The 23,285-nt window shown below is 71.7% G+C and carries 18 protein-coding genes; 7 read left to right on the top strand and 11 right to left on the bottom strand.

Annotated features, from left to right (window positions below; genetic code table 11):
• The 4 genes from K8640_RS32205 to trxB all read right to left on the bottom strand — a co-directional run bounded on the left by K8640_RS32205 (position 1) and on the right by trxB (position 3,505).
• Positions 1 to 258, bottom strand: a complete 258-nt coding sequence (locus K8640_RS32205; RefSeq protein ID WP_223750572.1) for a hypothetical protein — start codon at positions 256 to 258, stop codon at positions 1 to 3.
• Positions 259 to 745: 487 nt separating this feature from the next.
• A complete protein-coding gene (gene moaC / locus K8640_RS32200) occupies positions 746 to 1,234 on the bottom strand; it encodes a cyclic pyranopterin monophosphate synthase MoaC (protein ID WP_223750571.1) in 489 nt (162 codons plus the stop codon).
• Positions 1,231 to 2,415: a PLP-dependent aspartate aminotransferase family protein gene (locus K8640_RS32195; protein ID WP_223750570.1), complete on the bottom strand. Its 1,185-nt coding sequence runs from the start codon at positions 2,413 to 2,415 to the stop codon at positions 1,231 to 1,233. Before K8640_RS32195 ends, moaC begins: the two co-directional genes overlap by 4 nt.
• Before the next feature lie 124 nt (positions 2,416 to 2,539).
• Positions 2,540 to 3,505 carry a thioredoxin-disulfide reductase gene (gene trxB / locus K8640_RS32190; RefSeq protein WP_141328451.1) on the bottom strand — a complete coding sequence of 322 codons (966 nt, stop codon included), beginning with the start codon at positions 3,503 to 3,505 and terminating at the stop codon, positions 2,540 to 2,542.
• 79 nt (positions 3,506 to 3,584) lie between these two features.
• Between trxB and K8640_RS32185 the strand changes: the two genes are divergently transcribed.
• From K8640_RS32185 to K8640_RS32170, 4 genes are all read left to right on the top strand, one after another.
• A complete protein-coding gene (locus K8640_RS32185; RefSeq protein WP_223750569.1) occupies positions 3,585 to 4,043 on the top strand; it encodes a cyclic nucleotide-binding domain-containing protein in 459 nt (152 codons plus the stop codon).
• Between the two features lie 183 nt (positions 4,044 to 4,226).
• Entirely contained in the window at positions 4,227 to 4,994 is a 768-nt protein-coding gene (radC, locus tag K8640_RS32180) for a DNA repair protein RadC (RefSeq protein WP_223750568.1), read from the top strand.
• The gene (locus K8640_RS32175) at positions 4,994 to 5,239 is read left to right on the top strand and encodes a hypothetical protein (protein ID WP_046712148.1); all 246 of its coding nucleotides are present in this window, start codon (positions 4,994 to 4,996) and stop codon (positions 5,237 to 5,239) included. The genes radC and K8640_RS32175 overlap by 1 nt, the downstream gene beginning before the upstream one ends.
• A 40-nt stretch (positions 5,240 to 5,279) precedes the next feature.
• Positions 5,280 to 7,370 carry an ATP-dependent DNA helicase RecQ gene (locus tag K8640_RS32170; RefSeq protein WP_223750567.1) on the top strand — a complete coding sequence of 697 codons (2,091 nt, stop codon included), beginning with the start codon at positions 5,280 to 5,282 and terminating at the stop codon, positions 7,368 to 7,370.
• Positions 7,371 to 7,386: 16 nt separating this feature from the next.
• On the opposite strand, the gene K8640_RS32165 is transcribed toward K8640_RS32170, so the two are convergent.
• Together K8640_RS32165 and K8640_RS32160 are read right to left on the bottom strand one after the other, a co-directional pair.
• Complete coding sequence (locus K8640_RS32165) at positions 7,387 to 7,707, bottom strand: hypothetical protein (protein WP_223750643.1); 321 nt, start codon at positions 7,705 to 7,707, stop codon at positions 7,387 to 7,389.
• Positions 7,708 to 7,759: 52 nt separating this feature from the next.
• Positions 7,760 to 11,530, bottom strand: coding sequence for a tetratricopeptide repeat protein (locus K8640_RS32160; protein WP_223750566.1), 3,771 nt, complete (start codon positions 11,528 to 11,530; stop codon positions 7,760 to 7,762).
• A gap of 92 nt (positions 11,531 to 11,622) precedes the next feature.
• Between K8640_RS32160 and K8640_RS32155 the strand changes: the two genes are divergently transcribed.
• Positions 11,623 to 12,039 (top strand): hypothetical protein, encoded by a 417-nt coding sequence (locus tag K8640_RS32155; RefSeq protein WP_223750565.1) that lies wholly within the window; start codon positions 11,623 to 11,625, stop codon positions 12,037 to 12,039.
• A gap of 416 nt (positions 12,040 to 12,455) precedes the next feature.
• On the opposite strand, the gene K8640_RS32150 is transcribed toward K8640_RS32155, so the two are convergent.
• Both K8640_RS32150 and K8640_RS32145 read right to left on the bottom strand, forming a co-directional pair.
• The gene (locus K8640_RS32150) at positions 12,456 to 13,379 is read right to left on the bottom strand and encodes an SDR family oxidoreductase (protein WP_223750564.1); all 924 of its coding nucleotides are present in this window, start codon (positions 13,377 to 13,379) and stop codon (positions 12,456 to 12,458) included.
• Positions 13,380 to 13,419: 40 nt separating this feature from the next.
• Positions 13,420 to 14,274: a lysophospholipid acyltransferase family protein gene (locus K8640_RS32145; RefSeq protein ID WP_141328441.1), complete on the bottom strand. Its 855-nt coding sequence runs from the start codon at positions 14,272 to 14,274 to the stop codon at positions 13,420 to 13,422.
• Positions 14,275 to 14,625: 351 nt separating this feature from the next.
• Between K8640_RS32145 and K8640_RS32140 the strand changes: the two genes are divergently transcribed.
• Positions 14,626 to 15,330 carry a triacylglycerol lipase gene (locus tag K8640_RS32140; RefSeq protein ID WP_223750563.1) on the top strand — a complete coding sequence of 235 codons (705 nt, stop codon included), beginning with the start codon at positions 14,626 to 14,628 and terminating at the stop codon, positions 15,328 to 15,330.
• Positions 15,331 to 15,333: 3 nt separating this feature from the next.
• On the opposite strand, the gene K8640_RS32135 is transcribed toward K8640_RS32140, so the two are convergent.
• From K8640_RS32135 to K8640_RS32125, 3 genes are all read right to left on the bottom strand, one after another.
• Positions 15,334 to 16,275, bottom strand: a complete 942-nt coding sequence (locus tag K8640_RS32135) for a polysaccharide deacetylase family protein (RefSeq protein WP_223750562.1) — start codon at positions 16,273 to 16,275, stop codon at positions 15,334 to 15,336.
• A 20-nt stretch (positions 16,276 to 16,295) separates the two neighbouring features.
• Positions 16,296 to 17,006, bottom strand: coding sequence for a glycosyltransferase family 2 protein (locus K8640_RS32130; RefSeq protein ID WP_141328445.1), 711 nt, complete (start codon positions 17,004 to 17,006; stop codon positions 16,296 to 16,298).
• 90 nt (positions 17,007 to 17,096) lie between these two features.
• Positions 17,097 to 18,410 (bottom strand): NAD(P)/FAD-dependent oxidoreductase, encoded by a 1,314-nt coding sequence (locus tag K8640_RS32125; RefSeq protein ID WP_223750561.1) that lies wholly within the window; start codon positions 18,408 to 18,410, stop codon positions 17,097 to 17,099.
• 202 nt (positions 18,411 to 18,612) lie between these two features.
• On the opposite strand from K8640_RS32125, the gene K8640_RS32120 reads away from it, so the two are divergent.
• Positions 18,613 to 23,217, top strand: coding sequence for a tetratricopeptide repeat protein (locus K8640_RS32120; RefSeq protein ID WP_223750560.1), 4,605 nt, complete (start codon positions 18,613 to 18,615; stop codon positions 23,215 to 23,217).
• Positions 23,218 to 23,285: the final 68 nt, after the last annotated feature.

Below are 23,285 nucleotides of genomic sequence, written 5' to 3'. Positions count from 1 at the left end.
TCATCGACGCTCGCAGCCGCAGCCGCAGGCGTCGAAGAACGGCGTCTCCCCAGGGGCGCAGACGAAGAGCATGTGGCGGCAGTCCGTCGGGTCCTTGGAGAGGGAGCGCCGGTCCGCGCTCGCGCCGCAGCGCGCGTGGGACTCCTCGGCCACCAGTGTCCGAGGCATCTCCGAGGAGCCCTCGCCCGCGCTGCAGCCGACGCCGAACACGGCCGCGAGCAGGGCCAGGGCGGAGCGGGTCGTCCTGTCGTTCAGCACCCTTCCAACCTCCTCCCTGGCCGAGGACACCCTCGGGCGTACATGGCCCACTCAACATGGGAGTCCCCTCCGACAAGGGGGAGCCCCGAAGGGCACGGGTTCAGGATGTGACGTGTGGGGGCGCACAGTCGCGACGTCCCGCAGCGGACAGTGGCTTGCCCGCACGGGAGCGTGGGCGAATGACGCGGTCTGACCATGCATGCGCGAGCTCGCGGCGATACCGGTGAACGGCTCGGGTGCGGTCTCCGAAGTGGACCTGCCGCGAGAGGGGGGCGTCAGGGACATGCGCTCCCTTGGGCCCCTTGCGCCGCGAGGGCCGACGGGCTGACGCCTCTTCGCGGGCGCCGCGAAACGGGCCCCGATGCGGTGGGAACGCTTCGCATGCTCGCGCCCCCTCTTTTCGAGAGAGACGACCGTCCGACCAGCGGAGGGCGAGCCGATCTTCTTCATCGGCTCGAGCCCGCCGCTGGGAAGCAGCGACGAGCGCCTACCGCCCGGAGCGCTTTCGGGCGGTACGCGAAGACGCGGTGGTCTTCTTCACCGGCTCGCGCTCCCATGTCCCCGAGCGGCCGCCGGACTTGTGCTCCAATTGCACCGCGTCCAGCACCATGCCCCGGTCCGAGCTCTTGCACATGTCATAGACGGTGAGCGCCGCCGCGCACGCGGCCGTGAGCGCCTCCATCTCCACGCCCGTGCGGTCCACGGTGCGCACCGTCACGCGGACGGTGAGCCCCTCGACCACGGGCTGGAGCGTCACCTCGACACCGGACAGCGCGATGGGATGGCACAGCGGGATGAAGTCCGGGGTGCGCTTGGCGGCCATGATGCCCGCGAGCCTCGCCGCCGCGAGCACGTCCCCCTTCTCCATCTTCCCCGCGAGGATGCGCTCGCGCGTCTCGGCCTGCATGCGCAGAAGCCCCGTCGCCACCGCCACCCGCTCCGTCTTCGGCTTCGCGCCGACGTCCACCATCTTCATCGCGCCACCCCACGGGCCACGGCCTGGAGCAGGTCGTCCACCACGTCGTCCGGGTCCTCCAGTCCCACGGAGACCCGGATGAGGCTCTCGCGGATTCCCGCCGCCTCGCGCTCCTCGGGCGTGAAGCGCCGCGCGCTCGCGCTGGCCGCGTGCATCACCAGCGTGCAGACATCCCCCAGCGAGGGCCCGGGCCGCCCCACCTTCAGCGCCTCCAGGAAGCGCATGGCCTCCGGTCGCCCCGCGCCCCGAATCTCGAACGACACCATGGGCCCGCCATCCTTCAACAGCTCGCGCGCCACCGCGTGGTCCGGGTGCGTGGGCAGCCCCGGGTAGATGACGCGCTCGAGCAGCGGCGACTCCGACAGTCGCCTCGCCACATGGGCCGCGTGCTCCGCATGCGCCTTCATCCGCACCGGCAACGTGCGCAGCCCGCGCAGCGTCAGCCACGCCTCGAACGGCCCCAGCACATCGCCCGCGAGGATGCGCGCGGCGCGCAGCACGTCGATGCGCTCACGCGAGCCGCTCACCGTGCCGCCCAGCGCGTCGCTGTGCCCGTTGAGCCACTTGCTGGTGGACTGCACCGCGTAGTCCGCGCCCAGCTCCAGCGCGCGCTGCCCCATGGGTGAAGGGAACGTCGCGTCCACCGCGAACGCCGCGCCCACGTCGTGGCTCGCCTTGGCGAGGACGCGCAGGTCCGCCACGCGCAGGAGCGGATTGGTGATGCTCTCCGCCAGCACCAGCCGGGGACGGAGCTCCCGGATGCGCGCCGGAGCGTCCGCGTCCGTCAGCTTCAGCGCGTGCAGCTCCACGCCCAGCGCCGCGCACAGCTTCTTGTAGAGCGCACGCGTGACGCCGTAGCCGTCGGCCGGCATCACCAACCTGTCCCCGGGACGCAAGCCCTGCGCCTCGAAGAGCGAGCGCAGCGCGGCCATGCCGCTGGCGTAGGCCACACAGGACTCGGCGCCCTCGAGCGCCGCCACCGCCTCCTCCAGCAGCGTCGTGTTGGGCGCGCTGATGCGGGCATATGCGTAGTCCTTGCCGTCGAGCGCGCCGTCCAGGTCGTCACTGCTGTCGAACCAGCTCACCGCCGCCACGGAGATGGGCGGCGAGACGGGCACCGCCTTGCTCCCCGTCAGCCGCGTCCCGGCGTGCACCGCCAGCGTCTTCTGCTTCGTGCTCATGAGAGAGGGTCCTCGGGTCCGTTCCCGGGCGCATGTGTCCCGGCTCGACGCGAAAAAGGCCGGCCCGCTCGTGTTCGGAGCGGACCGGCCTGGAGCATGCGTCACGCGGCGCTGCGCGGGCTAGCTACTCGCCGTGCTCGATGAGCCAGCGCTCGGCGTCGATGGCCGCCATGCAGCCGGTGCCCGCCGCCGTGATGGCCTGCCGGTAGTAGCTGTCCTGCACGTCACCACAAGCGAAGACGCCGGGGATGTTCGTGCGGGTGCTGCCCGGCACCGTCTTGAGGTAGCCGCCCTGGTGCGTCTCCAGGATGCCCTGGAACAGCTCCGTGTTCGGCGTGTGGCCGATGGCGACGAACAGGCCCGTCGCCTTGAGCAGCTGGCTGTCGCCCGTCTTGAGGTTGCGCACCACGGCGCCGGACATCCCCTTCGCGTCGCCCTGGACCTCCTCCACCGCGGAGTTCCACAGGAAGGAGATCTTCGGGTTGTTGAGCGCGCGCTCCTGCATCACCTTGGACGCGCGCAGCGAGTCGCGCCGGTGGATGAGGGTGACGTGCTTGACGATCTTCGCCAGGTACGTGGCCTCCTCCATCGCCGTGTCGCCTCCGCCGACGACGAGGACCTCCTGGTTCTTGAAGAACGCGCCGTCACACGTGGCGCACGCGGACACGCCGCGGTTCTTGTACGTGTCCTCACCCTTGACGCCCAGCCACTTGGCCGTGGCGCCGGTGGAGATGATGACCGTCTCCGAGCGCACGCGCAGGCCGCTCTCACTCTCCAGCAGGAACGGGCGCGAGCTGAAGTCCACCTTCACCACGTTCTCCATGTGGATGACGGTCCCGAAGCGCTCCGCCTGCTTCTGGAAGCGCTCCATCAGCTCCGGGCCGGTGATGGCCTCCGGGAAGCCCGGGTAGTTCTCCACGTCCGTGGTCACCATGAGCTGCCCGCCCGGCACGCGCTGGGGGTGCTCCAGCGTGGGCCCACCGGCGAACACCACGGGCTCCAGGTTGGCACGCGCGGCATAGATGGCCGCGGTGTAGCCCGCCGGCCCCGAGCCGATGATGGTCACCTTGTTGATCTTCTCCTCCGCCACGGGTGGCTCCTTCCCTCTTGTCTCGTTGAGGCCGCGAAGGTACCAGAGGCCCTCGGGCGCGTGATACGAAGCTGGCCTCATGGATGCCGAGCTCCTCAAGAAGGTTGCGCTGTTCGAGGGTTTGACCCAGGGCCAGCTCGCCAAGGTGGCTCAACTCGGCCAGACCAGGGACTACCCTGCGGGCGCCTTCCTCTTCCGCGAGGGGGAGTCCGGCCAGGAGATGTTCGTCATCTCCCGGGGCAAGGTCCGCATCTCCAAGTCCGTGCCGGGCATCGGCGAGGAGGCGCTCGCCATCCTGGAGCCCGGCCAGTACTTCGGTGAGATGGCGGTAATCGAGGACTCGCCCCGCTCCGCCGACGCCATCGCCCACATCAGCTGCGCGGTGTGGGTCATCGAGCGCTCCAAGCTGGACCAGCTCATGTTCACCGACAAGGACCTGGCGTACGTCCTGCTGTGGACGTTCGTCCGGACGCTGAGCGAGCGACTTCGCGAGACGAACGACAAGATCAAATCGTTCTTCGCCATCTCCCGCTTCTGAGACAAAGCCTGGACACGGGCGCTCGTCGGGCAGCAGGCCCATGGCGGGGCGGTGACAGTCCGCCGGACGGGCCGCTGTCGCGCGGGTCGGGATGGGTAGGCACCGCACGCTCCAGGTAGAGACAGCGGGCACACGCCTTGCTCAATCGCCGCGCCGGTGAAGGTGGGCGGGACGGGGTGGCGGATGGGCGAGGCGTGGGCGGCGGACGAGGTGGTCGAGGAGTCGAGGGGCGCGCGAAAGGGAGTGGACGCCGAGTCCTCCCGGGAGCGGCTCTTCCGGTTGGGAGCGCGGGCACTCACGGACCCGGAGCTTCTGTGCGTGGCATGGGGCGTGGCCTCGGGCTCGCGCGGCGCGATGGAGGCGGCCCTCGCGGTGTTGAAGCGCTGCGGGGGGCTCAAGGCGCTGTTGCAGGCGGAGCCTGTGGAGCTGGCCCACGTGCCGGGCCTGGGGCCACGGCGGACGGCGCAGGTGCTCGCGGCGCTGGAGCTGGGAAGGCGCGCGCAGCGGACGCCGGAGCGCAGGCCCCGGCTGCGCTCTCCCCGGGAGATCCACACGTACCTGACACCGGGCCTCACGGGGTTGAGGCGCGAGGTCTTCCACGTGCTGTGCTTCAACACGCGCAACGTGCTGGTGCACGACGCGCGGGTGGCGGAGGGCACCATGAACACGTGCCCGGTGGACCCGCGGGAGGTGTTCGCCGCGGCGCTCGTGTCGCGGGCGACGGCCATCGTCCTGGCGCACAACCACCCTTCGGGAGACCCGGAGCCCAGCGTCCAGGACGTGGCGCTGACGCGGCACCTGGTGGCCGGCGCGAGGTTGCTCAACGTGAAGGTGCTGGACCACCTGGTGGTGGGCGACGGCGGCTTCGTGTCGATGTTGGAGCGAGGCCTGCTCCCGGACGGGGAGTGGGAGGCGAAGCGGGAATGGAACGCGGCGGGAGGACGTGGGTGATGGCGGGATGTCTGGTGGGGCTGGTGCAGGTGGAGCTGCTCGAGGACACGCGGGCGCAGGTGGTGCGGCTGGAGGGCGGCCGGGCCTGCGTGGTGGAGCGGGCAGCGCTCCCGGCGGACGCGCGCGAGGGGGACGTGGTGGTGGACGGCCGCGTGGAGCCGGAGGCCACGGCGCTGAGGGTGTTGGAGGTGGCGCGGAGGAGGGCCCGCCTGGCCGTCCCCGTGCCGCCGGGGCTGGAGCTGTGAGGGGTGGCGGGGTGTGGTTTGCGTTGACGGCTGGACCAGGATGGTGGACATGCGAGCGATGTCGGTGGCCCTGCCCTACTTCGAAGAAGCCCAGCAGGGCCTGGTGCGCCACTTCGGCCTGACGCAGTTCCGTCCGGGACAGGCGGAGGTCATCTCCACCGTGTTGTCCGGGCGCAACACCGTGGTGGTCATGCCCACCGGCGCCGGCAAGAGCCTGTGCTACCAGCTGCCGGCCACGCTGCTGCCGGGGCTGACGCTGGTGGTGTCGCCGCTCATCGCGCTGATGAAGGACCAGGTGGAGCAGCTCACCGCGCGCGGCATCTCCGCCACGTTCATCAACTCGTCGCTGACGGACCTGGAGCGGGCGGAGCGGATGCGCCGGCTGCGCGGCGGCGAGTACAAGCTCCTGTACGTGGCGCCGGAGCGCTTTCGCAGCGCGAGCTTCGTGCAGATGGTCACCGACGTGGGCGTGGACCTGCTCGCCGTGGACGAGGCGCACTGCATCTCCCAGTGGGGCCACGACTTCCGGCCGGACTACGCGCTGCTGGGACAGGTGCGCAAGCGGCTGCGGCCTCCGCGCACCGTGGCGCTCACCGCCACGGCCACGCCGGAGGTGCGCGCGGACATCGTCCGGGTGCTGCTGATGAAGGAGCCCCGCGAGTTCGCCATGGGGTTCGACCGCCCCAACCTCTTCCTCGGTAAGCAGGAGGTGGGCGGGGACACGGACCGGCACGAGGCGTGCGCGCGCCTGGCGGCGCTGGGGGGCAGCGGCATCATCTACTGCTCCACGCGGAGGGCCGCGGAGGGCGTGTTCTCGGAGCTGCACGGGCGCAAGCTCAAGGCGGTGCTGTACCACGCGGGCATGGAGGACGACGCGCGCCGGCGGGCGCAGGACACCTTCATGTCCACCCCGGACGCGGTGGCGGTGGCCACCAACGCGTTCGGCATGGGCATCGACAAGCCGGACATCCGCTTCGTCGCGCACGCCAACATCCCGCGCGCGGTGGAGGCGTACTACCAGGAGATAGGTCGCGCGGGCCGCGACGGTGGGGATGCGCGGGCGGTGCTGCTGTTCAACCACTCGGACGTGTACACCCAGGAGCGGCTCATCCAGGGCAGCCACCCCTCGGAGGCGGTGCTCGCGGACGTGTGGGGCGTGCTCCAGTCGGTGGAGGAGTTCGAGCGGGGCGTGCACGTGCTGGCGGGCATGGTGAACGCCAGCGAGTTCGAGGTGTCGGCGGCGCTGCGCATCTTCGAGCGCGCCGGGAAGCTCGAGCGCGGAGGCCGGGGCGAGGGCGAGCACGGGGTGCTGCTGACGGAGAAGGCCCAGGCCGCGCACCCCCACTCCCCGGACGCGCAGCGGCTGCTCAAGTCGCTCGTGGAGACGTTCCCCATCGGCCGGCAGGCCACCACGGAGCTGACCATCCTCGCGCGCCGCATCGGCCTGTCTGTGGACGAGACGCGCCACGCGCTGGGGCTGTTGGAGAAGGCGGGCGTGGTGCGGGTGCGCAGGCCCTTCTCGGGGCGCTCCATCCGCGCGCTCCTGCGGATGCCCTTCCGGGAGCTGGGCATGGACCTGTCCCACGTGCGCGAGCAGGAGCGGCAGAATCTCCAGTTGCTGCGGCGGATGACGGACTACGCCTACGCGGACCGGGACTCCCGTTGCCGGCGCGGTGCCATCCTCCACTACTTCGGCCAGCAGGACGTGGAGACCTCCTGCGGCAACTGCGACGTGTGCGCGCCCGCGAAGATGCCGGTGCTGCTGTCGGGCGGGCCGTCCGCCTCGCGCGCCCGCGCCGCGGCCGCCGCGCCGCTGGTGACGAACTACAGCGAGCTGGCCTCCACGGAGCTGCGCCGCTGGCGCAAGGAGCTGTCGAAGGATCTGGGCGTCGCGCCCTTCATCATCTTCAACGACGCGACGCTGCTGGGCCTGGCGGCGGCGCTCCCCATCGACCGGGAGGGCTTCCTCACGGTGAAGGGCACGGGGGAGAGCCGCTGGGAGCGCTTCGGGCCCAAGGTGGTGGAGATCTGCCTCATGGCCCGCGCCGCGGGACACGAGCCGCAGGTGGCGCCCATGGCGGCGGCGCGCGCGAAGAAGCCTCGCATCCGTCGCGCGCTGGGCACCGACTGACGGCGGGCCCCTGGGCTCAGGCGCCCCTGGCGCGCCGGGAGAGCAGGTGGCGCAGGGTGCCCATGACGGTGCCCACCACCAGCGCGAGCAGGAAGATGACCGCCACCGTGGTGAGGCCAAAGACCAGGCGGACCGCGTACTCGGGGATGCGCCCGTTGAAGTATGCCGTGCGCAAGGGCTCCATCGCCCCCATCAGCTCCAGGGCCCTGGCGGGCAGCGAGTCCAGCGACAGCGACAGCCGCTGGAGGAAGAGCGAGGGGAAATAGCGCAGCGCCACCTCCACCACGACGCCCACCAACAGGTAGAGCGCCGACAGCAGGAAGGCGTTGCCCCACATGATTCGCAGCAACGGGGACTCGGGCCCCGAGCCGGGGGGAGGATTCCTCACGCTAGCGGGCCGCTTTCTTCTTGAGGGACGGCAGAGCCTTCTTCACGCGGCCCGCATCCTCGCTTCCTCCGGCCAGTCGGAGGAAGGCCTCATAGGACTCCACCGCCCGGGGCAGCTCCGCCGACTCGCGCACCAGCACGTCCGCCAGCGCCAGGTGCGCCAGTCCGTCCGTGGGCTCCAGCTCCACGGCCTTCAAGAGCGACGCCTTGGCCACGGGCTCCTGGCGCTGCTTGAGCGCCACCATGCCCAGCGCCAGGTGCGAGCGGCCCTGGTACGGCGCCAGCCGCACGGCCTCCTCCGCCGCCGTCCGGGCCTCCTTCACCGCGCCGGCCCCGAGCAGCACCCGGGCCATGGTGGCCTGGGCGAAGGCCTTGTCCCAGACGGTGGGCGCGCGCGACGCCAGGTCCTCCAGCGTCCGCGCCGCGGGACGGCCTCCGCTGGGCAGCTGTGCGTAGAGCTCCCCCACCCGGCCGCAGGTGGCATCCGGCCCCTCGCGCCGCGCCGCCGCGAAGGCCGCGTCCGCGTTGTCCGGGTTGCCCTGGCGCAGGAACGCGTGGGCAATCTCGCAGAAGGTGTCCGGGTCCTTCGGGTTCAGCTTGTTGGCGCGCTCCAGCGCGGAGAAGCCGCCCTTCGCGTCGCCCGAGGCGAAGAGGATGGCGGCGCGCAGCCGGTGGGCCTCGGCGTCGTCCGGCGCCAGCTTCGCCGAGCGCCCCACGGCCCCTTCGGCCTCCTTGCGACGCCCGGAGTGGAAGAGCGCCAGCGCGAAGCCCTTGTGCGCCTCCGCGCTGCCCGGGTTGTCGAGCTGCCAGGTCTCGAACTGCTTGAGGGCCTCCGGCGTGCGCCCCAGGGCCAGCAGCGTGCGCCCCAGCGCGTCACGCGCCTCGCCGTGCGAGCCGTTGCGCTCCACCGCCTGCGTCAGCGGCTTGAGCGCCATGTCCGGCAGGCCGCGCGCCAGCATGAGCCGGCCCAGCGAGCACGACGCCTCGTAGTCCCGGGGGTCCTTCTGCGCCTCCTCGAACTGGGACTGCGCCTTGTCGAAGGCGCGCTCACGCCAGTACACCTGCCCCAGCGCCAGTCGCATGTCGTTGCGCGGGCGCTTGCTCGCGGCCAGCGCCTTCTCGAGCAGCTCGCGGGCCTGCGCCGCGTTGCCCTCCGCCGCGTCCGCCAGCGCGAGCAGCGACACGGCCTCCGGCGGGTAGCGCTCGTTCACCCGCGTGCGCGCGAGCTCCGTGCGGGCCCGCTTCCAGTCTCCGAGCCGCGCGTACGCGGTGCCCCGCACCAGCGCCACCCTGCGGCCGCCGTCCGCCTCCAGGCGGGTGAGCACGTCGCGCTCCCTGTCCCGGTCCAGCAGCGTGCGGCCCAGTCCCTCACGGGCCTCGTCGCTCTTGGGTTGCAGCTTCAGCGCCGCCTCGTACGCGGACTGCGCCGCGTCCAGCTTCCCGGCGGCCCGGCTCGCCGCGCCCTGCGCGAGCTGGAAGTCGAAGGCCAGCGGCCCCTGCGTGCCCTTGGCGAGCAGCGCGCGGGCCTCGTCGTGCTTGCCCGCGGCGGACAGGAGCCGGCCGTGCACCAGTTGCTGACGAGCGCCGAGCGCGGCGGGCAGCTCGGGGCTTCCCGCCAGGGGCGCCACGTCCGAAAGCGACGCCTCCAGGTCCTGCTCCAGCGCGAGCCGCGCCTCGGCCTGACCGATGCGCGCCACGGGGTGCTTGGGGGACTTGGTGCGCGCCTTGCCGAACATCTCGATGGCGTGCGGGAAGTCCTCGGAGGCCAGGTAGTAGCCACCCAGCGCCACCAGGGCGCGCACGTTCGACGGCGAGGCCCTCAGCGCGCGGTCGAAGCGCTCCAGCGCCTTCTTCTCGTCCTTGGCGGCCAGCAGCAGGCTGGCGGCCAGCGCGTGGACCTCCGTGCTCTCCTCCGTCGCGGCGAGCAGCGCGCGGCGCGCGGGCTCGCGTCCCCGGTCATCCGCCACGAGGACGTTGGTGGCGAGCGCCAGCCCCGGCGCGGCCTCCTTCACGCCGGGCTTCTCCAGGGCCTCCAGCGCCTTGAGCCGGTCATCCGGGGACAGGCCGTGGTCCGCGAAGAGCAGCGCGTGCGTCCAGGCCTTGAGGGCCCACGCGCGGCTGCTGCTCTCGTCCATGTCCAGCGCCCGGTCCAGTTGCTGCAGCGCCCCGTCCAGCGACGCGCGCGTGTCCTGGGTGATGAGGTCCTCGCTCCTGGCCAGGGCCTCGTTCAGCGTCTGGCCACCCGTGGCCGCGCGGATGCGCACCACGCCGACGATGACGGCGATGACCACCATCAGCAGCGCGGCGGCGCCGGCCACCTTCACGCCGTTGCGCTTGAGGAAGGACGTCTTGGCCGCCTCGCGCGCCAGCTTCTGCCGCAGCTCCTTCTCGTAGGCGGCGGTGAGCGCCTCGGTGTCCTGCTTGGGAGCGCCCGCCTTCGCGCGGCCGGTGGCGTCCGAAGCGTCGGGCAGGTCCTCCAGCAGCGAGCGCTTGGAGCCCGAGCCTCGCGCCTGGGGCTGCGCGCGCGCGACGACGGGCGTGGCGGCGGTGGGCTCGGGCGGAGGCAAATCCCCCAGCAGCCCGCCCGACGCGGCGGGGACCACGGGCTTCGCGGTGGTGAACTCGCTGGAGCGCAGCAGTGCCTGCTCTTCGTCCGACTCGGTCGAGTCGGTGGACGCCGCGGGGACCACCGGCTTCGCGGTGGTGAACTCGCTGGAGCGCAGCAGCGCCTGCTCGCTGGTCTCGTCGGACACCGCGCCCGCTTCAGGGGACGCGCCGGGGCCGCCCTCGAAGGCGGCCGGGTCCAACGCCTGACCATCCTGGGAGGAGCCAGCGTCGGCGCCCTCCCCCGCCGGCGCATTCGCGTCCGGGGAGCGGGCCCCATCCTCCTCGTCGAAGAGGGACAGCTCCAGGCTTGGAAGCGGAGTGCCCGTCGTGGGCCGCAGCACCGGCACCTGCCGGTCGATCAACCCAAGCGAATCAGACAACGGCGCCGAGGCCTCCGCGTCCGACACTTCGCCCGGAGCACCCGCTGGAGCCTGAGCGCCCTCCTCCGTCGAGGGCGCAGCATCTCCGTCCGGAGCCCCCGCCTCCGCCGGGCTCGCGGCCCCACCCGCCGCGGCGGCGCTCGCCAGGTCCGCGGCGGCCCGCGCGCCCGCGCTCTTCGCGGCCCCAGGTCCCGAGGCACTCGCGGCCTTCGCGGCGTCCCCGAGCGCGGCGGCGCGAAGCCTCGCGGCCGCCATCGGAGACGCGGCGGCGTGAGCACTCTCGGCGCTCTCGGGCCTGGCCGCGTCGGGCTCGGCCTCACCCTCTTCGGGCGCGGCCTTCTCCAGCCCCATCAGGTCCGCGAAGACCGGCGCCGGGCCACCGGCCAGGGCCTGCTGCGCCTGCTCCAGCCACAGCTTCACGCGGCCGTCATTGGGCTGCAGCGCCACGGCCTTGCGCAGAATCGGCAGCGCCGAGCGGTACAGCCCGCGCTGGAGCAACACCTCGCCAATCAGGTTGTAGGCGTAGGGGTTGTCCTTCTCGATGGCGATGGCGCGGTCGAACTGCTCCATCGCCTCGGCGGGGCGGCCCAGTTGGATGAGCGCCTTGCCCCAGAGCACCCGGCCCACCGTCGAGGACGGATGGTGCGAGACACCCTGCTCACACACCTCGATGGCGCGCGGCGCGTCCCCCTTTTCCAGCAGGGCCTTGGCCAGTTCGACGAAAACGGAAGAAGTGGGGTCCTGCCGGAGGAGCTGCTCGTAGCGCTCCACCATCGACTTGGCCATGAGGGCTTGCGACTCCGGTGCTCGGGCGGGGGAGCCGGACCATAGCACCCCGCCCTCGTCCGGGGCGGGCGCCGGATGCTACCGTCCCCCTCGTGAATCGCCTGCCTGCCCTTTTCCTCGTCCTGGCCCTGTCCGGGTGCGCAACCGTATCCAAGAAATCCAACCTGGAAGAACTCAAGCCCACGGTGGAGCAGTTCCATCAGGTCATCCGCTGGAAGGACTTCCGCTCCGCGGCCCGCTTCATCGTCCCGGAGAAGCGCAAGGCGTTCACCAAGGCCCGCATCGCGCTCAACGACGAGCGGGACTTGACCATCACCGACTACGAAATCGAGGACGGGCAGCTGTCCGAGGACGGCACGCGGGCCTTCATCCAGAGCCGCATCCAGTGGATGCGCCTGCCCTCCGCGTCCGAGCACGTCTCGGTCGTCACGTCGGAGTTCGTCTACCAGCACGGCACGTGGCTGCTGGAGCGTCAGGACGAGGGGCCGTTCGCGGACGAGCTGCGCTGAAAAAGAAACCGCCCACCGACTCGGGGCCGGCCGAGGCGGTGGGCGTCGGGAACTCCCCAATGGAGTGCCCTACAAGAATCCGCCCATCGGCTCGGGGCCGGCCGAGTCGATGGGCGTCGGGAGCTCCCCCATGGAGCGCCCTGACATGTGAGCGGGGCGACGGTGTGTTGAACAGGCCCGCGTCGCCGCGCGGTGACGCCGGCCACTAGAGCAATGGCGATGCCACGCCCCGCGCACCGGGCAGCCCGCATCGCATCACCTGGAGATTCAAGGGCTTGCGAGGAGGGCGCGCCGACAGTCCTGGGGTGGGGCCGTCGGGGTCCTGACACTCGTGTCAGAGGGTCCAGCCTTCGGCGTCGTGCCAGGCACGACAACCGTGTCAGGGGACCCTCGGACTTTCCTCCGGGGAGTGGTGGCTACTCGCCGTTCACCGCGCGGATGGTCTCGCGCATGGAGTGGCGGGGCTTCCAGTCCACGTCCCGCACCCAGCGGCTGCCGTCCACGGCGCACAGGAACTGGATGTGGTCCAGCTCCGGGGGCGGGAAGTTGGCCAGCCGGTACTTGAAGAGCATGCCCAACAGGGGCCGGGCCACCGGGTGCGGCACGGGGATGGGCGAGTTGCCCAATTCGCGCATCACCGCGGACAGGGGCACCTCGCCCGGGCCCACCACGTTGTAGACGCCCTTGGGCTCCGGCCGGAGCGCGGCCACCATGGCGCGGGCGACGTCCTCCACGTGGATGAGCTGAACCATCGGGTCGAAGCCCGCCATCATCCACGGGTGGCGCAGGCGCAGGTAGTTGGAGGGCGCGTTCTTGATGGTGGGCCCGACGATGTGCACGGGCCGGAGAATCACCGTCTCGATGTGTGGGTGCTTCCAGAAGAAGCCATGCGCGAGCATGTCCACTTCAATCAAGTCCCGCACGCCGGAGAAGCGGCTGGCCGCCATGAGCGGCGCGTCCTCGGTGAGGAAGTTGGAGTTGTCCGGGCTGGGTCCGTAGACGTTGGCCGAGGACAGCACCACCACCTTCTTCACGCCGTACTTCGCGCAGTACTCGAGCAGCCGCGTGGTGCCCACGACGTTGAACGAGTGGTGCTCCTCCTCGCTCATGCGCGGGTCATGCATGATGCCCATGTGGATGACGGCGCGGACCTCGTTCTTGCGGAAGACGTCCTCGGCCTTCTTCTTGCGCAGGTCCAGCTCGTACATCTCCACGTCCTTCGGCCGGCCCACGAAGGGGCGCCGGTCGATGCCGATGATGCGCTCGTGCTTGTGGAGGAGCTTGGCGAGGGTGCGGCCGAGGTTGCCGCTGATGCCCGTGACGACGACGGCCGGTCTCATGGTTGCACTCTCTTGGTCCCGCGACTCCGGGCGTAATCGCTCACCAGAACACCCCGCGGCGCTCCTTGAGGCCCTGGTGGAGCATGGACTGGATGGCCGCCTTCACGGTGCGGACCTTCTTGTCCAGCTCGCTGTCCTCGTCGTCGGGGCGCCCCGAGAAGTGCATCGGGTCCCCGAAGTAGATGCGGTACTTCGTGGGCAGCGGGAAGGGCACGCCCGTGGGGGTGATGGGGAACGACGGGAAGCCCAGCAGCTTCGCCACCGGCTTGAGGTCCATGAGCGCGGGGGCCTGCTCCTCGGCGCCCACGACGGCCACGGGGACGATGGGCGTGCGCGTCTCCAGCGCCAGGCGCATGAAGCCCAGGCCGAACTCCTGGAGCTGGTAGCGCTGGGGCCACAGCTTGTTGATGCCGCGCAGCCCCTCCGGGAAGACGAGGATGGCCTCGTCGGACTCGAGCAGCCGCCGGCAGTTCTCCGGCGTGCCGACAATCTGCCCCATGCGCGCCATGAAGGTGGAGACGTACGGCAGCGAGGGCACCCACTTCTCCACCATGCTGCGCATGGCGCGGGGGGGACTTGCCTCCAGCATCAGCGACACGCCAATCATGGCGCCGTCCAGCGGCAGCTGCCCGGAGTGGTTGGACACCAGCAGCACGCGGCCGGCGGGGACCTTCTCGACGCCGAAGGTCTCCACGCGGAAGTAGTTGCGGTAGAGCCACAGGAAGGGCGCCACGGCGGACAGGCTGAAGTCCAGGTTGTACCCGAAGGGGTCCACCCCGTACTCGTTCTGCGGCCGGGCCAGGGCCTGCATCCGTTCCTTCTGCTCGTCGTTGGCCAGGCGGTCGGTCCAGTCGCGCAGGCCCTTCTTCACTCGGTCGCCGAGTCGCTCCAGCATGGTCCCGGCTCTTTACACCACCGGCCCTTCCACCGGGAGTGGAGAAACCCTCCCCCGCGCCGGGCCCGGGCCCGGGGACGTGGCGTTGGGCTCCGGACAGTCCGTGAAGGGCGGCCATCCCCGGGGATGCCGAGGGGCTGGCGCGACCGGGGTGCGCCTGGGTGTAGGCTCCCGCGGGAGGGGAATGCGCGACGGGCGGGGCCGTTTCGTCGCGTGGACGCCGATGGGGCCCTTCATGGACAGCCGGGAGTGCACTGCGTGACGGGAAGGGTGTGCGCCATCGACTCGCGTGAACGGATGCGCCGGGGGTCCCTTGCGAGCGGGGAGTGACATCGCCATGTCCCGCCCTGCATGCGCGCGATGCTCGTCCTGCTGGCCCTGGCGTGGTTCTGCGAGGGGTGCGCCATGACGGCGTCGTCCCTCGCGGTGTCGCCGCGGCGGGCGCCCGTGGAGCAGCGCGCGCCGGTGTTGCTGGTGCACGGCATCGGAGACGACGCCAGCGCCTTCGACGCCCTGCGCGGCCGGCTGGAGCAGGAGGGCTGGCCGCACGTCCACGCCATCTCCCTGGTCCCCAACAACGGCAGCGAGGGCATCCCCGCGTTGGCGCGGCAGGTGGCGCGGGAGGCCGAGGCGCTGCGTGCGCGCACCGGCGCCCGTCGTGTGGACGTGGTGGGCTTCAGCATGGGCGCGCTGGTCAGCCGCTACTGGGTGCAGCTGTTGGGCGGCAGGCTGGTGGTGCGGCGCTTCATCTCCATCTCCGGGCCTCACGCGGGCACGGGCCTGGCGTTCCTGGGACGCGGCAAGGGCGTGACCCAGATGCGCCCGGGCAGCCGGCTCTTGCGCGCGCTCCAGCAGGACCCGCGCCCCTGGGGCGCCACGGAGGTGCACAGCTTCTGGACGCCCTGGGATTTGACCATCCTCCCCGCCTCCAGCTCGCGGCTGCCCGGCGCCAGCGAGCGAAGGTTCCCCGTGCTGCTGCACCCGTGGATGCTCACGGACCGGCGCGTGCACGACGCGGTGGTGGACGTGCTCGGCTCGCCCGCGGTGGCGCGCTGAGGCTCAGACGCTGGCGGACAGGCGCCTGGCCGCGTCGCGCAGGGTGACGACGTCGCACTCCGAGCGCAGCCAGCCGAAGACTTCGCGCAGCCGCTCCAGCTTCCGCGCCGCTCCGACGCGCAAGTCCCGCTGCTGGCGCACCAGTTCGCCGGGGATGCCGTCCGTCGCGTCGAGCACGTCGACCCCATGCAGCTCGAAGTTGAAGAAGGGGTCGCGTCGGCACGCGCGCCAGGCTCCGCGCAGCGAGCGCAGGGGCAGCGTGGTGGCGAAGGTGCCGATGAACGGGAAGCGCAGCGCGGGCGTCACCGCCATGGGCAGCTCCAGCACGGAGCCTGTGCCACGCCGGTAGGGATTCGCGGGGTCCGGCCGGTACGGCGCGCGCGGCGCGAGCAGCACCCGGGGCGTGTCGAGCACCGAGCGCGAGGGCCGGCCGACCAGGGCCAGCGCCCCCATCACCGCCGCCTTCGCCGCGTAGTACGGCGCGGCCGGGAAGGCGGAGGAGCCGTACTGGTAGCCCAGCGCCTGGGTGGCGGCGTAGAGGTCCGCGTTGAGCGTGTAGCCCGGCGCGCGGAAGCCCACCGGGCGCGTGCCCGTGGCCTGGAGGATGACGTCATCGGCGCGGCGCAGGTCCGCGAGGATGGCGTCCGGTCCCCGGCGCGTGAGCGCGTAGTCGTGGGCGTGGCTGTGGCTCGCCACCTCGATGCCCGCCTCGTGGGCGGCGCGCATGCCGGCGGCGGCGACGGGGTCCGACTCCAGGTCCTCGCCGATGGCGAAGAAGGTGCCGGGCACGCCCAGCGCGTCCCACAGCTCGCGGAAGCGAGGCACCGCCACCTGGTGCACCAGCGAGCGGGCGCGCGCGTCCAGGAGCGACTCCGGCAGCCCGTGGATGCGGCAGTAGTGCGGCAGCGAGTCCAGGTCGACGGAGATGGACGCAATCCTCGTCACGGCGCGCCCCCTGCTTCGCGTCAGGTGCCGCGCACGCGGATGACGTAGAACAGCTTGCCCACGTTCTTGAGCACGTTGGGCACGCGCTTGAAGAGGTGGATGGACGGCTGGCGCTTCTCGTGGAGCTGGATGGGGATCTCCATCACCTTCAGCCCCTCGCGCCACGCGCGGATGACGAACTCGCTGGCGAACACGTCCATGTCCACCACGCACTTCTGGATGACGGGCAGGAGCGCCTCGCGGCGGAAGGCCTTGAGGCCGTGCGTGTCCGTGCCCTGGAAGCCCAGCGTCACCTTGAGCAGCTTGTTGTGCACCCGCGTGGCCGCGCGGCGGATGAGCGGGCGCTGGTCGCTGGCGCCCTTGGCCGCCTTGGAGCCCACCACCATGTCCGCCTCACCCCGCTCCAGCCGCGGCAGCGCCGCGTCGTAGAAGGTGACGTCGCACAGGTCGATCTCGTCGCAGATGACGTACGTGCCCCGGGCCATGAGGATGCCGGCCTTGAGGGCGACGCCGTAGTTGGGACGCTCGGAGTGGAACCAGCGCATCCGAGGGTGCTTCGCGCACAGCGCGTCGAGGATGCTCGTGGTGGCATCCTTCGAGCCGTTCTCCGCGAAGATGATTTCGTAGTCGAGCCCACGCGCATCCAGCCCCTGGCGCAACTCCTCCGCCGCCGAGGCGATGATGGACTCCTCGTTGTAGACCGGGATGACGACGGACAGGTGCGGTGCCATGGAATCACGTCCGGACGAGCGACAGTCCGGTCCGCCTAGCATGCCGCGCGGCACCCGTCGACAAGATGCGTCGGAAGTCGCAGACGTCCGTCAGCCGTTCAGCGTCCGGGCACAGGCCCGCCCGCCGAGGATGGCATCCTCCATGGACGAGTACTCCCACTGCCCGTAGCGCCCCGCCGTCTGGATGCCGGCGTGCTCCAGGAAACGGAGGATTTCCGCCTTCGCTGGACCGTAGGCCTCGTCGTAGAGGACATACGCGTGGGGAATCTCCCGCGCGTGGGCGAAGAGGACGTCGTCCGCGGAGTGGATCATCTGGGAGCGCAGCAGGTCCTGCACCGCGTACTGCTCGGCGGTGGCCGGGGCCAGCTCTCCGTGGTGGCTGTACTCCACGTAGAAGGTGGACGTGTCCCTGGGCGCCAGCGCGTCGTAGACGGCCGACGGCGAGCCGATGCGGTACGTGTGGAACTCCGGCTCCGGCAGGTAGATCCAATGCCAGGGCTGGCGGTTGGGCCCGCGCGCGGCCACGGCGACGTAGGTGACGGTGGTGGCGCGAAGGCGCTTCGCCGCGGCGACCACCTCGTCGGGCACGCCCGAGGCCCCTTGCGCGAGCAGCCGCACCAGCCCCGGCAGGGACACGGAGGACACGAGGCCCGAGTACGACAGCGTCCGGCCGTCGTTCAGCACCACCCTGCGCGCCTTCCAGTCGATGGAGGTGGGCTCGGTGTTCAGGCTCAGCTCGCCACCCTTCAGGTCGCGCAGCATGGCGCGCGCCAGGCTCTCGATGCCGCCCTCGCGCGGGTAGAGGAAGGACGCGTTGTAGCCCACCGCGTCGCTGCCGGCGCCCAGCGCCCCGTCCACCACCTCTTTGAGCGAGGGGCGCGGCACGAAGCGGCCCACCCAGGCGGCGGACATCTCACGCGGGTGCACCGTCCAGAGCTTCTGGTTGTAGGGCACCATGAAGTTCTTCGCGAAGCCCTCGCCCATGTAGCGGAGGATGAACTCCTCGAAGTCGCGGGGCTCGCGCTCGCGCAGGGCGCGGCCCTTCTCGCCGTAGATGGCGTCCACGTAGCCGATGAGGTTCTCGGAGACGACCTCGGGCGGCAGCCCGTGCGTGTTCACCTGGTACGGGAAGCGGGTGAAGACGCCGCGCGTGAAGATGCCCGCCTTGCGCTGGATGCGGACCATCTGCCCCGGCAGCCACCGCGTGTTGACGAGCTCCTGGATTTCAGGGTCGCGCAGGTGGAGCCAATGGCCGGTGGGGTCGAAATAACACCCGTCGATGACCTCGGTCTTGATGAGCCCGCCGACGCGCTCGGACTTCTCGATGAGGCGCCAGGGCTTCTGGAGGAAGTGGGCGGTGGACAGGCCCGCGAGCCCCGCTCCGAGGATGACGATGGGTTCCATGGCGGGTCGGTCCTACCACCTCCTCCCGGTGAGGGGGGAGCCGAACGCGCGGTGGGCGGAAACGCGGAGCCGACGGGGCCCTCGGATGCTCGCCTGGGGAGGCGGGGGCGGAACAACGCCCCCAGTGCGGGCTTGCGCGTTCTTTCCGGGCTGGAAACGCCTCTGCTACCCTGCGCCGCGCCGGTCCTGTCGAAGGAACCCCATGAAAGTCTCCTGCCCGTCTTGCCAGACGAATTACAACATCGATGACAAGCGGATCCCCCCGGGTGGCGCGAAGCTCAAATGCGCCCGGTGCCAGACCACCTTCCCCATCAAAGCCGAGGCCGTGAGCGCTCCGGCGCCCGCCGCCGCCATTCCCCTCCCGGGACAGGCCAGCGCGCCCGCCGCCATTCCCCTCCCCGGCGCCGCGCCATCCGGCACCATGGGGGCGAGCGCCGAGGCCATTCCGCTCCCCGGCGCCGCGCCCCAGTCGGGCGGCTTCGGCTACGACGCCGGCGCCATTCCGCTGCCCGGCAGCGCCCCTCAGGCGGATGCCTTCGGCGGCGGCGCGATTCCGCTGCCCGGCGCCGCTCCCTCGGGTGCCATCGCCATGGGTGCGGGTCCCGAGGCCATTCCACTCCCCGGCGCCGCGCCCCAGGCAGCCCCCTACGGCTACGACGCGGGGGCCATTCCGCTCCCCGGCGCCGCGCCCCAGGCGGACGCCTTCGGCTACGACGCCGGCGCCATTCCGCTGCCCGGCAGCGCCCCTCAGGCCGCCCCCTACGGCTACGACGCGGGCGCGATTCCGCTGCCCGGCGCCGCGCCCCAGGACGCCTTCGGTGACAACGCCGGCGCCATCCCGCTGCCCGGCGCCGCCTCGGCCGTTGACGCCATCCCCCTGCCCGGCGCCGCGCCCCAGGCGGATGCGTTCGGCACGGGCTTCGACGACGCGGAGCCTCCTGCGCGCCAGGACCGCGACGTGACGCGTGTCGTGGCCATTCCGATGCCCAACGCCGCGTTCCCGGAGCAGGCCGCCCCGCCCGCCCGGGCCAACGGCACGCGCGACTTCGACTTCTCCGATGACGCGCTGGCGCCGCCCGTGGACCTGGACCCGTCCTCGTCCTTCAGCCAGCCCGACACGCTCGGCACCGCGCGCGACTTCGACTTCTCCGACGACTCGCTGCCCGTCCCCGCGCAGCCCCAGCCGGAGGCGGACCCGTTCGCCTTCGACGTCGAGTCGCCGAGCGGCGAGGCCACCGCCTTCGCCCTGCCCCCGACGCCCGCGCCCGGACACGCCAGCGCCCCCGTCGAGGCGAACCCGTTCGCGCTGCCGCCTCCGCCCGCGTACTCGCAGCCGCCCGTCAACGACGACCCGTTCGCGCTGCCCCCGCCCCCCGCGTACGCACAGGCCCCCGTCAACGACGACCCGTTCGCGCTGCCCCCGCCTCCCGCGTACTCGCAGCCGACCGTGAGCGACGACCCGTTCGCGCTGCCTCCGCCTCCCGCGTACTCGCAGCCGCCCGTCGACGCGGATCCGTTCGCGATGCCCCCGCCTGCCGACGGTGGCCCTTCGTTCGACTTCGCCGAGCTGCCGATGCCCGCGGATCCGTTCGCGGCCGCGCCACCGGTGGCCTCGCCCGGACTGGACTTCTCGGATTTGCCGTCCCCCGCCGCGCCCGCGATGGACTTCGCCGACCTGCCGGCCCCCGCCGCGCCGCCGCAGGACCTGTCGTTCGACTTCGCCGCGCCCTCCGCGCCCGCGCCGATGCCGGACTTCAGCCTCGACTTCGCCGAGCCCCCGCCCCAGGCCGCGCCCCCGCCGCCCGCGCCCTTCAACCCCGCGGTGGACTTCGGCGACGTGGACTTCGGCTCGCCCCCGCCCTCGGCGTCGCCCGGCATCCCGGACTCGCTCGAGTTCGACCCCACCGCGCGCCCCGCGGATGACCTGGAGGCGGACCTGTCGGATCCGCTGCCTCCGCCGCCCAACGCCGGCCCCGCCGACGGCCTGGAGATGTTGTCGTTCATCGACGACGCCGCCGGCCGCGACGCGGGCGCCCAGGCGGGCGCGAAGGTGCGCCGCTTCCACGTGCGCCGCCGCTCGGGCAAGGTGTTCGGCCCGTTCGACGAGGGCGTCGTCGTGAAGATGCTCGAGGATGGCCAGCTGCTCGGCAACGAGGACGTCTCGCTCGACTCCGAGTCCTGGTCCGCCATCGGCACCATCCCCACCTTCGCCGCCGCCATCCAGCGGCTGATGGAGGGCCCGGCCAAGGTGGTGGCGGCCGCGCCCGTCGCCGCCGCGTCGGACTCGCCCAGCGCCCCCGCCTCGGACGCCAACGGCCAGCAGGCGAACATGCGCCGGCTGGAGCAGCTCTACGAGGGCCGCATGGCGGCCGTCTCCGTGGTGGACCGCAGCGGCGCCAACGAGAAGCTCAAGAAGCGCGTCCCCATGTTCATCGCCGCCGGCGTCGGCGTGGTGCTGCTGGGCATCGGCGTGGGCACCGAGTTCGGCACGCGCTACGGCGCCTTCGGCCGCCGGGCCCTGTTCCCCGCGCGTGTCTCGGACGGCTCGCCCCAGGCGCAGCTGGTGAGCCAGGCCCAGCAGGCCCTGCTCCAGGACACCTTCGCCAGCTACAAGCAGGCCCACACGCTCTCCGCCCAGGCGCTCCAGGAGAAGGAGTACCCGGCGGTGCGCTCGCTGTGGTGCCAGTCCGTCTACTACCTGCAGCGCAAGTACGCCGCCGCGGACGCGTCCGACATGGCCCGCTGCCGCGACGGCATGGCGGACATCGAGCTGCTCGGTGAGAAGGACGTCGACTTCATCAAGGTGACGGCCTCGCTCGCGCTCACCTCGCGGCAGGCGGACGCCGCGCTGGCGCCGCTCCTGGACGCGTACTCGCGGGAGGGCAACCAGGGCGACCTGGAGCTGGCCTTCCTCGTGGCCGAGGCCCAGACGATGAAGCGCGACTTCAACGGCGCCATCGAGACGCTGAAGAAGGTACTCGCCGCCGACGGCAAGTCCGCCAAGGCCCACCACGCGCTGGGCAACCTGCACCAGGCCGCCGGCCGCGCCGACGAGGCCGCCGCCGCCTACGCCGCCGCGCTCGAGGCGGACCGCAAGCACGCCTCGTCCGCCGTGGAGCTCGCCGCCGTGCAGCTCCTGGTGCGCAAGGACGCGGAGAAGGGCGCCCAGTCCGTCGACGAGGCCCTGGCCGAGGACGTCCAGTCCGCGCTGGGCCCGGCGGAGCTCGCCCGCGCCCGGGGCCTCAAGGGCGTGGCGCTCTTCCATCAGCACAAGCCCAAGGAGGCCGAGGCCGAGCTGAAGTCCGCGATGGAGAAGGACCCGCAGTCCGACTTCCTCAAGGCCCAGCTGGCCCACGTGCTGCGCGCCCAGCGCAACTACGAGGGCGCCCTGCCCCTCTACACGGCGCTCGCGTCGGAGGAAGGCGACAACCTGGAGTACGCCGACGGCCACATCACCTCGCTGGTGATGACCGGCAAGATGCAGGCGGCGCTGGACGCCGTGCAGAAGGCCAGCCAGCGCTTCCCCAACGAGGCGCGCATCGCGTACCTCTACGGCCGCATCGAGGACGCGCTGGACAAGCTCTCCGAGGCGGAGGGCCACTACAAGCGCGCCATCGCCGCGGACGCCAACCTGGTGGAGGCGAACCTCTACCTGGGCCGCTTCTACCTGCGTCAGCGCCGCAACGCGGAGGCCCGCACCCAGCTGGAGCAGGCCGCCACCAAGGCCCCGGACCTGGCCGGCGTGCGCGCGGGTCTGGGCGAGCTGGCCCTGGCGGAGAACAACGCCCTGTTGGGCCAGCAGGAGTTCGAGCGCGCCGTGCAACTGGACCCCAACCTCGCCGACGCCCACCTGGGCCTGTCGCGCGTGGCGCTGCTCAACGGTGACCTGGAGAAGGCCCAGACGGAGGCCAACCGCGCCCTGGAGCTGGACCCGCACCTGTTGAAGGACGGCCGGCTGCAGCGCGGACTCGTGCTGTGGCGGCTGGGCAAGCTCGACGAGGCCGTGGCGGAGCTGGAGAAGGCCAAGGGCGAGGACCCGCGCTCCACCACCATCCCCATCACCCTGGGCGCGGTGCTGCTGGAGCGGGGCGATTTGCCCGGCGCGGAGAGCAACCTGGGCCTGGCGCTCAGCAACGAGCCCTCCAACCACGAGGCGCTCTACTACCTGGCCCTGGTGAAGGCGAAGCGGCTGGAGTTCACCCAGGCCATGGACGCCATGCGCAAGGCCGTGGAGCGCGCCCCCAAGCGCCCCGACTACCACTACGCCTACGGCGTCATCCTGCGCGACGCCAAGCAGCTCCCCGACGCCATCCGTGAGTGGAACACCGCCGTGGAGCTGGACCCGGCCAACGCCGACGCGCACGAGGCCCTGGGCCACGCCCACCTGGAGAACAGCGAGTTCGACGAGGCCATCGAGTCCTTCGAGGCCAGCCTCAAGTCGGACCCGCGCCGCACCCGCGTGCTCGGCTCCATCGGTGACGCCTACTTCAACGCCGCCCGCTGGAACGACGCCATCAAGCGCTACCAGACGGCGCTCAAGGCGGACACCAAGCTCACGTACGTCTATTACAAGGTCGCCCGCGCCTTCACCGAGCAGACCCAGCACGCCAAGGCCATCGACTGGTACCGCAAGGCCGCCGACGCCGAGCCGGAGAACGCGATGACCTACTACTACCTGGGCTTCGCCTATAAGGAGAAGAACAAGCGCAAGGAAGCCGTCCAGGCCTTCAAGGACTACCTGGTGAAGAAGCCGGACGCGACCGACAAGAAGGACATCGAGGAAGAGATCTACGACCTGCAGAACTAGCGGGCAGCAGACAGCCGGCCGTCCTCACGGGGATGGCCGGCGTCAGGCACCTGTCGCCCGGGGCGTCC

This window comes from Myxococcus sp. XM-1-1-1 (assembly GCF_020037095.1).
GTDB classification, from domain to species: domain Bacteria; phylum Myxococcota; class Myxococcia; order Myxococcales; family Myxococcaceae; genus Myxococcus; species Myxococcus fulvus.
This window is presented reverse-complemented; position numbering and strand designations above follow the sequence as displayed.

Coding starts and splice junctions, on each gene's coding strand:
- K8640_RS32145 (WP_141328441.1), bottom strand. CDS start 14,274: ATGCTGGAGCGACTCGGCGACCGAGTGAAGAAGGGCCTGCGCGACTGG.
- K8640_RS32195 (WP_223750570.1), bottom strand. CDS start 2,415: ATGAGCACGAAGCAGAAGACGCTGGCGGTGCACGCCGGGACGCGGCTG.
- K8640_RS32170 (WP_223750567.1), top strand. CDS start 5,280: ATGGTGGACATGCGAGCGATGTCGGTGGCCCTGCCCTACTTCGAAGAA.
- K8640_RS32140 (WP_223750563.1), top strand. CDS start 14,626: ATGCGCGCGATGCTCGTCCTGCTGGCCCTGGCGTGGTTCTGCGAGGGG.
- K8640_RS32175 (WP_046712148.1), top strand. CDS start 4,994: ATGGCGGGATGTCTGGTGGGGCTGGTGCAGGTGGAGCTGCTCGAGGAC.
- K8640_RS32150 (WP_223750564.1), bottom strand. CDS start 13,379: ATGAGACCGGCCGTCGTCGTCACGGGCATCAGCGGCAACCTCGGCCGC.
- K8640_RS32125 (WP_223750561.1), bottom strand. CDS start 18,410: ATGGAACCCATCGTCATCCTCGGAGCGGGGCTCGCGGGCCTGTCCACC.
- K8640_RS32185 (WP_223750569.1), top strand. CDS start 3,585: ATGGATGCCGAGCTCCTCAAGAAGGTTGCGCTGTTCGAGGGTTTGACC.
- K8640_RS32130 (WP_141328445.1), bottom strand. CDS start 17,006: ATGGCACCGCACCTGTCCGTCGTCATCCCGGTCTACAACGAGGAGTCC.
- K8640_RS32160 (WP_223750566.1), bottom strand. CDS start 11,530: ATGGCCAAGTCGATGGTGGAGCGCTACGAGCAGCTCCTCCGGCAGGAC.
- moaC (WP_223750571.1), bottom strand. CDS start 1,234: ATGAAGATGGTGGACGTCGGCGCGAAGCCGAAGACGGAGCGGGTGGCG.
- K8640_RS32165 (WP_223750643.1), bottom strand. CDS start 7,707: ATGTGGGGCAACGCCTTCCTGCTGTCGGCGCTCTACCTGTTGGTGGGC.
- radC (WP_223750568.1), top strand. CDS start 4,227: ATGGGCGAGGCGTGGGCGGCGGACGAGGTGGTCGAGGAGTCGAGGGGC.
- K8640_RS32120 (WP_223750560.1), top strand. CDS start 18,613: ATGAAAGTCTCCTGCCCGTCTTGCCAGACGAATTACAACATCGATGAC.